Here is a 14,124-nt window from a genome sequence, read left to right as displayed (position 1 = left end):
TCATAGAAAGGCGGCTTGTAAACGCTATCAGCTTTGGAATCTTACCCGGCATCGGTAAATGGGCTGGCCTTTTGCTGAAAACTTTTGCTCATATTCAGTGGAAATATTCAGTGGATCCTCCTCCGCGTGTAAATCTACCGAAACATCTTCTAAAATCATTCCATATTCCGAAAAGCTTACGAGGGAGTATTCAAATAAACCTTTGTTATCGGTTTTAAGAGTAATTTCACCGCCTGGAACGAGAACATCTTCATACTGACTTAGGAATGTATGAAAAGTAAGTCTCCGTTTCTCATGACGATTTTTCGGCCACGGATCAGAAAAATTTAAATAAATATGGTCAATTTCATTAGACTGAAACAGCTCACGAAGATCATTAGCATCCTGATTCACAAGTCTCACATTTTCCACGCCCGCCTCAAGCACTTTCTTTAAGGCACCAACAATAACGTTTTTCACCAGCTCTACACCGATAAAGTTCACATCGTCATGCTGAGCCCCCATACCTGCAATAAACTGACCCTTTCCAGACCCAATTTCTAAATGTAACGGGTGATCAGGATCATTAAATAACTCTTTCCATTTCCCTTTCATAGAAAAGGGTTCTTGAACGACGATATGATTATTTTCTCTCAAATAATCATCTGCCCAAGGTTTATTTCTCAAACGCATGAATCCGATTCCTCCTTCATTATCGTTAAAAATGGTACCACGAATACAGTCAAAAATAAAAGTTTTTATGAAAATGAAAGATTTTGCTCGTATTTGTGATTATATCGACCTAACTATAACCTTAAGCAAGATATATGAATAGAATGGCGATTCTCAATGTAAAAGTCCCTAATTACAACTGTACTGCTCACTTGGGTTGTAAACGCTTTCTCATATATGATTGTAATTGTGTTAGAAAATAATAAATTAACTGGAGTGATTATTGAATCTATGAATCTTATTCGCGGAGTTTTTGAAATGACTGTACTAGCTGTCTTCTCAGTCTTATTTGCTGGTTATGCCCTATTTATCTATCCTTTTGAGAAACTGAGTGAAATAACAAATCCTGAAGTACGCGAAAAGAAACTTAAGTATGCTCCAGCTTCCTCATAAACCATTACAAAAAAACGCTGCTGATTTAATCAGCAGCGTTTTTTAAATGATTTGGTACTTTACCATTAAGTGTATTAAATCTTCAGTGCGAATAGCTGCTTCCTCATATTCTCCTCGCATCTTGTGCCACTGAATAAAGGATAGCCCTTGAGACACCGCATACCAGATCATTCGTTCATATAAATGTTCATCTGGTACAGCACCGTACTGCTCAAGCCACTGCTCCCAGTTTTTTTCAGGGATGTATGCGTGCAGGAGCATTCCTAAATCTAAAGCCGGATCAGCAACCATAGCATTATCCCAATCAATGAGATAAAGTTGATCCTCTGCAGAAAGAAGCCAATTATTATGATTGGTATCACAATGACATACCACGTGAACATGATGTTCCACCTGCTGAACATTGCTTTCCAGGAATTTCATCGCTTGATGGATCTCAAGACGGGGATCCACTCGGTCAAGTATCCGCTGATTATCTTTTAAATCCTTTAGTATTTCTTCCGGAGTTAAAGGCTGTTTTCCCAGCCTCATTAACATATCTAAAAGTTCAGTAGAATGATGGATTTTACTTAATAAAGCTGCTACTCTTGGATGCTTCATTGATTCAGTGTTTAGTTCATGACCCTCTAACCACTCTTGAGCGGTAATCACATCGCCATTTTCCAGGCGTTTGGTCCAAACAAGCTTGGGTACGATTCCTTCAGCAGAAAGCACAGCAAGAAACGGAGAAGAATTACGTTTTAAGAATAAACGTTTTCCTTCTGTTTGAGCATAGTATGCTTCTCCTGTCGAACCTCCTGCAGGGGTTATTGTCCAATTATCTCCAAGTATATGCTCCAACCAATTCACCTTCAATTCCTCAAATCTTCCTGTGATTACATCACGTAGTTATTCTATCCTATTATATCGTAGTCTTGCTTCTATCCATAGTCAATGTTTCTTCACTTGAAAAAAACAGTCTATCATTTAGACTAACTCATTTCTTTAAGATCATTCAAGAGTTAGCTCTTACCCGCTCAGCACCTTATAGTATGAATCTGATTTTTCTATCCTGCAATGTAAACATCTCCCTGCTTCTCCATCCACCTGGAAGGGTATTGATGAATTTGATCGAATAACAACAGATTCAGCATCGAATTCATGAACTTCTTTTAACTTCGTATGCTTTCCTATAAAAACGCTGAAAAACAACAGAAAAATTTTCCATTTAGCCATTGGAGTGATGAGAATTACTTTGAAAGAAGATCTGGTCAAATCGGCGGTGGGAGCAATTTTCATCCCTCTCCCATAATAAGGATGGTTGGTAACAGTGAGTAAAGCCGCTTCCTTTATTGATACAGGTTTCCCGTCCAATTCCAGCTCAAAGTGGATTGGCTTATATTTAGGAAGTACTTTAAAAAATGACAAAAGATAAGTTAATGACAGCAAGTGCAGACGCCGCAGCCATATATTTTTCTTCAACTGGCTGGCAGTCGTTACTATACTCCCATCTAAGCCAAAGCCGATGCTGTTTACAAATAACCGTTTATGAAGGGCTCTTTTTTTATTAATAAGATAGGCTCCAAACCTGAGGTTATGCACGGTAGGATCTTGAACGATCTTTCGAAATAACGCAATCTCTTTATGAGTGTTATGGATCCCCCGATGAAAATCATTGCCAGAACCGCTAGGAATGAAAGCTACAGGAACTAGAGGATACCGATGAAGGCCATTCATTACTTCATGCAGCGTACCGTCTCCTCCTACAACGAGAACCCCCTCAATAACCTCTTTATATATTTCAGCTGTTTGTTCAGCAATTTCTTCCGCATGACCAGCGTATTTTGTAATAAATGAACGACAGTTCTTCTGTTGAAAGTACCGATCTTGTTGAATATTATTTAATAGCTGTAATGCTTTGCCGCTTCCCGATTCAGGATTAACAATTACTATATACATGTGCCATTTCTCCTAAATTTCCATCATATCATTATGCAAATGTGATACTATTCTATTATACTATTATTACCAAAGGAGGTCTTTATGAATGGGAAACGATTGTCAATTTTGTGGAACCAGTGTGCAGCTGCCAAAATACGGCGGGCTGATCATTAACCGTAAATCTTTATCAAAAGATCAAGTCCCTCGAAACCTCTCTGTCCAGTATCAAGATGAAGAGGTGTTGATCTTAAACTATCAGTCTCTCGAGGAATTGCAATCTTCTTTAGCCTTACTTTTCAGCGAACAGACACCTGCCTACTGGGTACATATAGGTAATAGGGCTACTTCGAGAACTTTCCCGATATCCATTCAACACTTGTATGAACGTTTAACCCACTCTGATTTAGCCAGTGTCATTCACAGTGAAAACTTCACCTCCCATCTCCAGCCCATCGTAGATGTGCACAGCAATGAATTATTTGGATATGAATCACTGCTTCGAACTACAGAGCAGAAAGTTCATCCAGGAGATCTCTTTGCTTTTGCTCACCGCGCCGGATTACAATCGATGCTAGATCAGAAAGCAAGACGGTCTGCAGTAAAGACGAAATCACAGTATGTGGAAGCTGGAAAGAAGATGTTTATTAATTTTCTCCCCTCCACCATTTATATACCAGAGTTTTGCTTAAAACATACCTTTCAAATGGTAAAAGAATTCAATGTGGACCCTGCTGATTTAGTTTTTGAAGTGGTGGAGACTGAGAAAATCACCGATGTAGAGCACTTGAAATCTATTTTAGATACATATAAATCTTCAGGCATGAAAGTTGCCTTAGATGATGTAGGTTCAGGATACAGTACACTTGAAATGCTCAGCTTAATCAGACCTGATTACTTAAAAATCGACCGTTCCTATGTTCAAAACTGTCATATTGATTTGCAAAACCAGGAATTTTTATTCAAAGTGATGGACCGGGCAGGTTCTTTAGACATCAAAGTACTGGCAGAAGGAATAGAAACAGTTGAAGAATGGGAATGGTTGAAAACACTAGGAATTGATTATGCTCAGGGGTACTTCATAGGAAGACCACAGCCCCTTCCTGAGACAGAACTTATTCTTCCATAGCCTCAGTATCATCTTCCTTATCCCACTCCGGCCGTTTTATAGAATGACTTCTGGAATGCTGGAGCAATGCTTCGGCAGCTTTTAACTGACTATGTTTTAAAGGTGAAGCTGTATTCCTTTTGTCATAAAGCCATTGGGAATACAGCGTTTGATCAATGTATGTAGTATGAAAGGGCACCTGAGCTTCTTGAAATGTAAGCTTCGGAGCTAAAACAACCTTATGATAAGGAAAATCAATCCCATATTTACTTAATACACTTTTTACAAATGTTTCCGTTCTGTTTAACGCAATCATTGGACTTAAAAGTTTCTCTTGAACCTTTCCCCGCTGCACATACCAGTTGTTATGATCGGAAGGGATAACAGCGTCAGCATCGGGGAGGTCTAAATAATGAATAATTTCTATACCTAATGGACCAACCAAAATCGTCTCCGCATCCATCTTTGCTTTTTTCATTTCCACTACCGCTTCATACATGAGCAAATAGGTATCAGGAAACCTTTGCAAAAAGTATTTTAAACGTGCATCCTGATAGTAAAGTTTATCTACAAATGATTTATGCAGAAGTGTAGTCGATGCCCATTTTAACTGAAAAGGCAGCAGTCCATCTAGAAAATACTGCTTTAGTTCGATTAAACTTTCCGGCGGTTTTTCCATTACTCTGGCAGTCGACTCTTCAGGATGTTCAGATGCTTTATTTTTTTTTCGGTTGAATAGCCGTTTCCATCCCGATGATTCATCCTCCGGTTCATCTATCTCTACTTGTTTATTTAAACTTCCCTGCTTCCACATTTGGTGCATGTTCTTCCAATTCTCTCTCTTCAAGCGGATATACTGACTGGGATATTGGTAAATATTTGTTTCATAACGGGAGATGTAATCGAATAATTTAATCAGCTGAGCCAAACTATAATCACTCCTTCTTGTGCAGTGGAAGCTCGGCAACCACCTCATATTTAGGTTTCCTTGCCGGATGGATGCGGTAGAGGGTCAAATGAGAAATCTCCTGGTGGTAGACCTCTCTAAAAACAGAAGGAAAAGAGCCGTCCTCTAGTGGCGTACCGGAGACCCATTTTTTAGCTAAAGTAATGTGAGGAGAATAAGGTCGTTTCTCTCTATCCAGCCCAGCCTTCACACCCGCTTCCTCAACTTGCTGCTTGATGATCGAAAGACGATCGCTTTTACTTACTTTTGCATGAACTACTCTTGGGTGAACATTACTTCCGAAGTTGCCTATCGGGCCGATGGTTTCTGAAAAAACAGAGGGCCAGTCTTGACTTTCAAGGTTCTTAAGAAGTTCCTCTAATGTATTATCGGCGCAATCACCCAGGAATTTCACTGTTATATGGAAATCGTCTGGAAAGGTCCAGACTTTATAATCCGCTTTCTTCCTTAATTGCTTCTGCCAAATTTCCAGGCGATTTTTAAGATCTTCACGTACTGGAAACCCTATAAAATAGTGAGAATTTGACATTAGGATACCTTCTCCTTTAAAGAATGATTAGAGGCCGTTTGTTGCACCACAATAAGCAGAACTATTCCAAGAAACGTCATCAAAGAGAAGAAACCATACATTCCGTTAACGTCCCATGCATCGATTAGTACACCGCCCATAAAGGTAAAGAAGGCATTGCCAATCCCATTTCCAACTGCTGAGTATAAACCTACTGCGGTTGCCCTGACTTGACGCGGGGCAAGCTCACGAACGAGAATCAATGCAGCTGGGATATACAAGCCAACAGATATACCTTGAACGATCGTGGAAAGATAGACAACTGTACTGGACGGGTCGAAGAAGTACAGCAGCCAGCGTAAACAGGATACCGAAGCACTTAGCAAAATGACTTGCAGTACCCCCATCTTATTAATGACTTGCTGAGCAAACTTCATAAACGGAGCTTCACTTCCTGCCGCAAGGAGAAAAGTGATTCCAACTCCAGATAACGTCCCGCCTACAGACAAAATGAAAGTACCAAAATAGTAATTATTAGCGAGTACGGGGCCGAAAATTAGGAAATTAGAGAATAAGAAGAGTAGAAAAGCCTTCTGCTTAATTAAGATTCCTATCCCCGTCCGAAACGAAACAGAAACGTCATCCGCTTTTCTTGGGAATTGCGTAAGAGCGATCAGAGCAAAAATCAAGCCAGCTGAGAAGAAATAAAAGATCCAATCCAAAGACCCCGTAAGATCCGTCACCCTTCCTAAAACAAATACAGATACAGCAAACCCAATAGCCCCCCATAAACGGATATTTCCATACTCTTTTCCATTCGTCTGGACAAAGCTTAAGGATAAACTATCTGATAAGGGAACAATCCCAGACTGAAACAGCGCAATAACAATAATACCAACGAGAAGGATTGGAAAAGGTTGCAGGAGGGGATAGAAGAACCCCAGACCAGCCGCCGCAATGGCTGCTACCATTAATAACCGCTTTGGTCTTCGTGTATAATCACTTAACATTCCCCAGATTGGCTGAATAAAGATCGTAATCAATGGCAGTGCAGCTATGATCATTCCAATTTCTGTATGATTCAGTCCCTTTTCTTGTTCCAGGAAAACGGATAGTAAGGGAAACAATGATCCAAATCCAAAAAAAACAAAGAAATAAAAGACTTGAATAAATCGATATGTTTTTTCTGTATGCTGTACTTCCATAGATAACGACCTTTCTGCTCAGTTAATTGGTTAATTCATAAATAGATGCTGCGTAGATTGCAATGGCTTTAACCATGTCTGATATCCTCACATGCTCGTCTTTTTGGTGAGCAGTATCGGGACTATCTGAAAACATGGCCCCAAAGGCAACTCCAGTGGACAGGGAGCGGGCGTACGTTGCCCCGCCTATGGATATAGGCTGTTCATGTGTTCCCATCGCCTCATTGTAGACTCTGGTCAACGTTTGTAAAAATGGATGCTCCTTTTCTATATATAAAGCTTCCAAATGATCATAAAGTTTAAATGTATACGCAAGTGGGGCATGCAGTTCTTTTAGCGTGTCCAAGATTATTTCTGGTTTTGCAGTTACAGGATAACGAAGGTTTATCCCAGCCTTGCATTGTTCATTCCTCTTAAACTGTAAGAAACCCAAATTCAGTGTTAATGGCCCTGATACATCATCCTTCATAGAAAGCCCAATCTGTCCGCCTGTGGAGTCAGAGAAGCTATCAAATAAAAAACCAATAAGCTGCGATTGATCTATAGGCAAACTCATTAAGTAACGAAGCAGTTCAGAAAGTGCATTTATCCCCTGTTGAGGGTTGCTAGCATGTACGGCTTTACCTTCCACATGAATCTGGACTTGGTCTCCGACTCTGTGAATTTCTCCATCCGCTTTACTGCTCCTTATGAATTGTTGAAAGCTCTCTTCAATATCCTCATTCGTCCGTATCGAAGCATCGGCTTGGTCCGGTACCATATTTAATCGATCGCCGCTAGTCAATGCTTCTAAAACCATTACATCAGAATACCCTTCTTCTCTAGAAAGGTCAAACTGAAAATAGAAGTCCATCAAACCCTTTTCTGCGTGAATTACAGGGAATGAAGCATCTGGAGAAAATCCAAATCCGGGCATTTCCTCGTGTTTAAAGTAATAGTCCATTCCTTTCCAGTCCCTTTCCTCATCTGTGCCTGCAATCAGCCTTACTCTTTTCTTGGGCTTAAAACCCTGGTCCTTCAACAATTTCATAGCTATATAAGCGGCCATAACCGGGCCTTTATCATCCTGAGCTCCTCTAGCATACAATTTTCCATTTACAATGGTGGGAGTAAAAGGAGAATAAGACCAGCCTTCTCCTGCGGGTACTACATCTAAATGGCCTAGAATGCCTATTAGCTCTTCTCCTTCTCCAAACTCGATATGGCCGGCATGTCCATCCACATTCTTCACATCAAAACCGTCTGCTTCACCGATTTGAAGAAAGGCAGTTAAAGCTTCCTGTATCGCCTCACCATAAGGAAACTGTTCACTCTCCTGATAAACACTAGGGATTTCCAGGATGCGGCTCAGTTTGTCTAAATATTCTTCCTGATAAAATTGACTTAGTTTATCAAAATTCATAACTTGTCCCCTCTTTCCATAATTTTCTGATAGGTAATATCATCACATACTGCGTACAGTTCAGCTTCAGCAGGAAGCAGTTCATCAAGTTTACGGTTTATGGTCAGGTCATTCCGGTCAGCGATTAAAGTGGCTCCTTGATCAAGCAGCGTTTGAAAAGCGTCCCGATAAGTTTTCCACTCCTTATTTAATGGAATATGATACAAATCATCTCCAACTGACCTTCGAAGTAATTGACTATATATACCTGAGACCCCTTTTCTAAAGGCAGAACGTACGGCAAGTGAAGAAATGGTTTCATTTGAAATAATAAATTCATCTACACGAGCATGCTGGAAATTTTGAATATGATTTTCTTCCATTATCTCGACAATCGTATGGACCCCGGGAGCAACCGATTCAATGGTCGAAGCAATCAATAATGTTTTTCCGTCTATAATTTGATTATTCGTTAAACGGTCCTCTGCGAAAATAAGCACGGATCGCGCCTCTTTTACGTTCGCTTTTTTTAAAGTTTCCTGTTCTGAAGCATTCCCCTGAACATAGTGAATATTCTGGGTAAGCATAGGGGCTTCTTTCAGCTCATCAATAATAACAATTTCTGCTTGTTCCATTGTCTCAACCATTTCTTTCACCGCATAACTTGCTTTTTGAGACCAGCCAATAATAATAAAATGTCCCGACCCTTTATACACAATATCACCTTCCAGACGTTTTTTTCGAAAGACGGCAAGCCCGTCGATGATTTTTCCGATCACAACCCCAATAAGGCCAATCCCGACGATGTATAGGATAATCGCAATGACCCTCCCAGCGATCGATACTGGATAATAATCTCCATACCCAACTGTCGTGACTGTGGTCATTACCCACCAAAAACCATCAAAGAATGTCGGAAACGTATTATTTTCAACGACGACGATTAAAATAGAAGAAAACAATACAAGAGCGATACTGGAAAGAAAAAGCACTACGTTATTAATTTCAACCATTTTCAGAAACATTTTTCTTAAAACTGCCAATGATTCAGCCTCCTAACTTTAAAATGGTGTAAATTTAGTGAATTGTCTGTAAATTTAGCGCGGGTTTGTAGCGAAACGCAAATGTGTGTTGTAAAATGTAATCAACTTCATAGGATTGACAGGCTCACAGATTCCAACGAAATAAGGAGTGGTTTTTTTGAATCATCCATCATCCCGTATGCTCAACCGAATAAAAGCTGTTTACCTTTACATTAGAGATCAGGGAATAGTGACTACAGATCAGTTAGCAGATGAGTTTGGAATTACAGACAGAACCATGCAGAGGGACTTAAGTATCTTGGAATATAACGGTCTTGTTTCGAGTCCGAACCGTGGAAAGTGGGCAGCTACTCAAAAAAAAGTAAAAATTTCATAACTTTATGTATAGATCACCCGGGCATGCCCGGGTGTTTTTCATCCTGAATTTGTAATAGAGAATAAATATTTTAGTTCCTCGTCCTGAAGCTCTCGATACTCACCTAGCTCTAGACTGGAGTCCAGTTCCAATTCTCCCATTTTTATTCGTTTCAAATAAGTCACCTTTTTATCTACGGATTCAAACATCCGTTTCACTTGGTGGAACTTACCTTCTGTAATAGTTAGTTCAATCTCAGAAATCGTATCTGAGGAAAGAATGGTTAAGGATGCCGGTCTCGTAACATATCCATCATCAAGCTCTACACCTTCAGAAAATCGGGCAATATCTTCTTCTTCCACTTTCCCATCAATCCGGGCAAAATAGGTTTTCCCGACATCTTTTTTAGGTGAAGTGAGTTGATGAGAAAGCTTTCCGTCATTCGTAATCAGGAGCAGACCTTCTGTGTCTTTATCCAGCCGCCCTACAGGAAAGGGTTTGAATACCTGATCTTCAGGCTGCAGAATATCAACTACTGTCATATCGTTGGCGTCTTCAGTTGCCGATACTAAATCTCCAGGTTTATTCATCATCAGGTAAATATACTCTCGATATTCTATAACTTCCCCAAGTAAAGTGATTTGATCATTCTCTGGATCTACATGTGTTTTCCCGTTCTTTTCAACGTTTCCGTTTACACGGACGCTGCCGCCCTTTAGCATTGTTTTTACTTCCTTACGTGTACCGTAACCCATATTGGCGAGCAGTTTATCTATGCGCATGCGATTCCCTCCTTAATTACGTTTCAACCACTTATCTAATTTAGAAATTCGTCCACCCATAATTCGCTCTAGTAATGTTGTTTTATAGGCAAGAAATAAGTAGACTAATCCACCCACTGCTACACTAACAATTAGAATAACCAGCGCATGGGCTCTGTTATTCATTGGGTCCATACCTAAACTCATCGTCCATTTAACTGCCCATACAGCGAAACCCATGATGGTGGTTAAGATAGTGATTAGCAAGGTGCGTTTGAATAATTGCTTGTAAGAAAAGTGTATCGCTCTTTGAATTTTATACAGATTCAGGATAACTGCTGAGGCTACTGCAAGCCCAGTAGCAACGATTGCCCCTTTTGCTCCGAGCATAAGTACCAGCCAGGAGTTTGTGCAAATCTTAATTAGCAAGCCTGTGCCCAGGCTGATGACAGCAAAGTTCTGCCGATTAATTCCTTGTAAAATTGACGCTGTTACTGTGTAGAGAGCAAAGAACAAACCAACAGGTGCATACCATCTTAACAGCCCGCCGTAATATTCTAAATTGTCCACTCCATAAAATGTGCCATAAGCTTCATATGCTACAATAGACAAGCCGATAATTGCAGGAAGAATTAATAATGCCACAATTTCTAAGGCTTGATTAATTTGGCGGAACAATTGCGCTCTTTGATTATTGGTAAACGCTTTGGTGATTGCAGGCAGGATGGCCAGAGATAACCCAATTCCTAAAGTAACCGGAATAATGACCAGCTTATGGCTAAGAAAATTGATCGCTGAAATTGAACCATCTGCAAGATCACTTAGGCCTGCCGCTTCCATCGCGTCATTGAAGGTCATCTGATCAACAAATTGATAAAGCGGTGTGGCTATCCCAACAAGCACAAACGGACCAGCATAACCTAAAAGTTCTTTGATCATTGCTCCGTTTGAAACTTCCTGTGTCTCTCCCTGCTGCTCAAGCATGCGGTCCAGATGCGGTTTTCTTCTTTTCCAGTAATAAAAAAGTACTGCAATAGAAGCGACACCACCAATAAAAGCGGCAAATGTGGCAAATCCTACCGCCAATGTAGTCGAACCATGAAGGATGTCAAGGATGATGAAGACGGCAGCTAATAGAAAAACGATGCGGACAATTTGTTCAATTACTTGAGATACCGCCGTCGGTGCCATCGATTCATTTCCTTGAAAGAACCCTCGGACAATACTCATGCTGGGAATAATGATTAAGGCAAAACTGACCATGCGTATAACCATCGAGGTATCCTCAATACTTTTTTGCGTCGCGTCACTCGCTAATGTCCATATGGCCATTTGATGAGAACCGAAAAACAGGATCAAAAAGGCCACAATACCTGAAACGGCCATCAGCTGCATTCCTGTTTTTAATATTCGGCGGCTTGTCTGGTAATCACCCAGAGAATTATACTTAGATACAAACTTTGAAACAGCAAGTGGTACTCCCAAGGTAGAAACACTTAGCAGAATGTTGTATGGTGTATAAGCATAAAAATATAGATCCATACCGCTTGGATCTACCATTTGTGCAAATGGAATCGTGTAAATCATACCTAAAAGCTTTGACAGAAATGTTGCCCCTGTCAAAAGCATTGTACCTTTTAAAATTTTCGACATATTATTAGATTCACCTTCAATTTTATTGTAGATTCGACCGCATCTATTTTATCATAAATAGAGACAAAACAACTGAATTAGGTTTAAAAAGAAAGGAAGAACCTCATGACATACCAGGTAATAGTAATAGGGGGCGGCCCTTCCGGATTAATGGCAGCCATTGCTGCCGCTGAACAAGGGGTCAAAACTTTATTAATCGATAAAGGAAATAAACTTGGAACCAAGCTCGCGATTTCAGGTGGAGGAAGATGCAATGTGACCAACCGTCTTCCTGAAGAAGAAGTGATCAAACACATTCCCGGGAATGGTAAATTCCTTTACAGTCCGTTTTCGGTATTTAATAACTACGATATTATCGACTTCTTTGAGGGGCTTGGAGTTGCCTTAAAAGAAGAGGACCACGGCCGTATGTTTCCGGTTAGTAATAAAGCAAAAGACGTTGTTAACGCCCTGCTGGACCGTTTAAAAGAACTGAATGTAGAAATACGCACTAAAACTCCGGTGCAAGCTATCCATTACGGAGAGCAGGAGCACCAGGTAATCCTGCATTCTCAAGAGAAAATCACTACCCGATCAGTCATTTTAGCAGTAGGTGGAAAAGCGGTTCCTCATACAGGCTCCACAGGGGATGGTTATGCATGGGCAAAGAAAGCCGGTCATACCATTACCGAACTTTTCCCTACAGAAGTCCCTCTTATTTCCAATGAATCTTTTATTAAAGAAAAGATTTTGCAAGGTTTAGCCCTAAGAGATGTAAATGTATCAGTATTAAATAAAAAAGGGAAAGCTATCATTACCCATCAAATGGACATGCTGTTCACTCATTTCGGGTTATCTGGGCCAGCAATCCTTCGCTGTTCACAATATGTTGTAAAAGAGTTTATGAAAGGTCATAAGCCGGTCTTAATCGAAATCGATTGTCTTCCAGATCAAAAAGACCACGAGTTATTACTGCAGCTTCAAACATTAGTGGAAGAACAGCCTAAGAAGTTATTTCGAAACTTAGTCAAAGGCATGGTACCGGAACGATTGATGGATTACTTGCTTCACAAGGGTCAGATTGTTCCTGAAGATAAGGCGGGGAACATTTCAAACCAGAAATTACGTACCTTTGTAGAAGAGCTTAAACACTTTCAAATTCAAGTTCATGACTCACAGCCTCTTGAAAAAGCTTTTGTTACAGGCGGTGGGATCTCCATTAAGGAAATTGTCCCAAATACCATGCAGTCAAAACTAATGGAACGTTTATATTTTTGCGGAGAAATTCTGGACATCCACGGCTATACAGGCGGTTATAATATTACAGCTGCTATGGTTACTGGGCGTGTGGCCGGCATGCATGCTGCCTGGGAAGCAATGGGATAAGCATATAAAAATCGAGAATCAGTATTTAACTGGTTCTCGATTTTCTTTGTTGATATTCACTTTCCCGCCCAAGTTCTTTGTTTAACAGCCATTGCATAATTTCCCGATCCTCAGTTGTTAAAACAGGATCTCTTACGTCCCAATCCAAATGATAGATAATGTAAAATCTCCGGATTCTTCGAAAATAAATAACAGAGTTAGGAAATTTATCAAAATAGCCGCGCACCATTTTCCTGCGGGAATAACTCCACCTGAGAAGAACGATAACTATCCCTCCAAACCATTACTATCCAATCTCCATTACCAAATAAACACTAACGCCATATAAGCAAATAGAAAGCCACTTATTAAATACAAGTAACCATAAACTTTTACTGGTTGATATCGTCCAGTAATACCGAATACTCCAACGACGGCTAATAAAATCATAATAGCGATTAAAACGATTTGCTGAACAGAAGAAATTGCTTCTTTATAAGATAGTAAGTAAAATCCGATCGGTATGAGAATTAGATAATAAGCGTATTTCCAATTGAAATATGTATCTCTCTTTCTTTCAAGTTTAACCATTTCTTCACCTCGCTGTTAGTATTACTTATCAATTATAGTTTACAGCATTTAGCAAACTTAGAAAATACTTTGCAGCAAAACATAACGGCAGTAGAAAAAAGTCAAAAATAAAAGCCCTGGATTAAATCCAAGGCTTTTGATGACGTGGCAACGTCCTACTCTCACGGGGATCGACCCGACTACCATC

At 40.1% G+C, this 14,124-nt stretch carries 15 protein-coding genes; 4 read left to right on the top strand and 11 right to left on the bottom strand.

What is annotated here, in order from left to right; genetic code table 11:
• Nucleotides 1–27: 27 nt before the first annotated feature.
• A complete protein-coding gene (gene trmB, locus Q7A53_RS00075) occupies nt 28–672 on the bottom strand; it encodes a tRNA (guanosine(46)-N7)-methyltransferase TrmB (protein WP_411787067.1) in 645 nt (214 codons plus the stop codon).
• A gap of 228 nt (nt 673–900) precedes the next feature.
• Here trmB and Q7A53_RS00070 point away from each other — a divergent pair, with 228 nt between their 5' ends.
• Nucleotides 901–1,104 (top strand): hypothetical protein, encoded by a 204-nt coding sequence (locus tag Q7A53_RS00070; protein WP_411787066.1) that lies wholly within the window; start codon nt 901–903, stop codon nt 1,102–1,104.
• Between the two features lie 42 nt (nt 1,105–1,146).
• On the opposite strand, the gene Q7A53_RS00065 is transcribed toward Q7A53_RS00070, so the two are convergent.
• Nucleotides 1,147–1,959 carry a phosphotransferase gene (locus Q7A53_RS00065; protein ID WP_411787065.1) on the bottom strand — a complete coding sequence of 271 codons (813 nt, stop codon included), beginning with the start codon at nt 1,957–1,959 and terminating at the stop codon, nt 1,147–1,149.
• Between the two features lie 153 nt (nt 1,960–2,112).
• Nucleotides 2,113–3,042 (bottom strand): diacylglycerol/lipid kinase family protein, encoded by a 930-nt coding sequence (locus Q7A53_RS00060; RefSeq protein ID WP_411787064.1) that lies wholly within the window; start codon nt 3,040–3,042, stop codon nt 2,113–2,115.
• Nucleotides 3,043–3,130: 88 nt separating this feature from the next.
• On the opposite strand from Q7A53_RS00060, the gene Q7A53_RS00055 reads away from it, so the two are divergent.
• Nucleotides 3,131–4,150: an EAL domain-containing protein gene (locus Q7A53_RS00055; RefSeq protein WP_411787063.1), complete on the top strand. Its 1,020-nt coding sequence runs from the start codon at nt 3,131–3,133 to the stop codon at nt 4,148–4,150.
• Here the strand turns inward: Q7A53_RS00055 and Q7A53_RS00050 are convergent.
• Genes Q7A53_RS00050 through Q7A53_RS00030 form a run of 5 tightly spaced genes read right to left on the bottom strand, consistent with a single transcriptional unit; the run spans nt 4,137 to nt 9,233 of the window.
• The gene (locus Q7A53_RS00050; protein ID WP_411787062.1) at nt 4,137–5,057 is read right to left on the bottom strand and encodes an NERD domain-containing protein; all 921 of its coding nucleotides are present in this window, start codon (nt 5,055–5,057) and stop codon (nt 4,137–4,139) included. The two genes, Q7A53_RS00055 and Q7A53_RS00050, sit on opposite strands and share 14 nt — an antisense overlap.
• A gap of 7 nt (nt 5,058–5,064) precedes the next feature.
• Nucleotides 5,065–5,625, bottom strand: a complete 561-nt coding sequence (thpR, locus tag Q7A53_RS00045; protein WP_411787061.1) for an RNA 2',3'-cyclic phosphodiesterase — start codon at nt 5,623–5,625, stop codon at nt 5,065–5,067.
• Nucleotides 5,625–6,809 (bottom strand): MFS transporter, encoded by a 1,185-nt coding sequence (locus Q7A53_RS00040; RefSeq protein WP_411787060.1) that lies wholly within the window; start codon nt 6,807–6,809, stop codon nt 5,625–5,627. The genes thpR and Q7A53_RS00040 overlap by 1 nt, the downstream gene beginning before the upstream one ends.
• Nucleotides 6,810–6,831: 22 nt before the next feature.
• A complete protein-coding gene (gene pepV, locus Q7A53_RS00035) occupies nt 6,832–8,211 on the bottom strand; it encodes a dipeptidase PepV (protein WP_411787059.1) in 1,380 nt (459 codons plus the stop codon).
• Nucleotides 8,208–9,233, bottom strand: a complete 1,026-nt coding sequence (locus Q7A53_RS00030) for a potassium channel family protein (protein ID WP_411787058.1) — start codon at nt 9,231–9,233, stop codon at nt 8,208–8,210. The genes pepV and Q7A53_RS00030 overlap by 4 nt, the downstream gene beginning before the upstream one ends.
• A 157-nt stretch (nt 9,234–9,390) precedes the next feature.
• On the opposite strand from Q7A53_RS00030, the gene Q7A53_RS00025 reads away from it, so the two are divergent.
• Complete coding sequence (locus tag Q7A53_RS00025; RefSeq protein ID WP_411787057.1) at nt 9,391–9,609, top strand: DeoR family transcriptional regulator; 219 nt, start codon at nt 9,391–9,393, stop codon at nt 9,607–9,609.
• Between the two features lie 38 nt (nt 9,610–9,647).
• Here Q7A53_RS00025 and Q7A53_RS00020 read toward each other — a convergent pair whose 3' ends face one another.
• The gene (locus Q7A53_RS00020) at nt 9,648–10,370 is read right to left on the bottom strand and encodes a pseudouridine synthase (RefSeq protein ID WP_411787056.1); all 723 of its coding nucleotides are present in this window, start codon (nt 10,368–10,370) and stop codon (nt 9,648–9,650) included.
• A 12-nt stretch (nt 10,371–10,382) separates the two neighbouring features.
• Nucleotides 10,383–12,002 (bottom strand): putative polysaccharide biosynthesis protein, encoded by a 1,620-nt coding sequence (locus tag Q7A53_RS00015; protein ID WP_411787055.1) that lies wholly within the window; start codon nt 12,000–12,002, stop codon nt 10,383–10,385.
• A 105-nt stretch (nt 12,003–12,107) separates the two neighbouring features.
• Here Q7A53_RS00015 and Q7A53_RS00010 point away from each other — a divergent pair, with 105 nt between their 5' ends.
• Nucleotides 12,108–13,367, top strand: coding sequence for a BaiN/RdsA family NAD(P)/FAD-dependent oxidoreductase (locus Q7A53_RS00010; RefSeq protein ID WP_411787054.1), 1,260 nt, complete (start codon nt 12,108–12,110; stop codon nt 13,365–13,367).
• 300 nt (nt 13,368–13,667) lie between these two features.
• Here Q7A53_RS00010 and Q7A53_RS00005 read toward each other — a convergent pair whose 3' ends face one another.
• Nucleotides 13,668–13,937 (bottom strand): hypothetical protein, encoded by a 270-nt coding sequence (locus Q7A53_RS00005; protein WP_411787053.1) that lies wholly within the window; start codon nt 13,935–13,937, stop codon nt 13,668–13,670.
• Nucleotides 13,938–14,124 lie beyond the last annotated feature (187 nt).

The organism is Halobacillus rhizosphaerae (genome assembly GCF_046719735.1).
GTDB classification, from domain to species: Bacteria; Bacillota; Bacilli; order Bacillales; family Halobacillaceae; genus Halobacillus_B; species Halobacillus_B rhizosphaerae.
The sequence above is the reverse complement of the archived record's forward strand: the minus strand, read 5'-3'. Positions and strand labels throughout refer to the sequence as shown.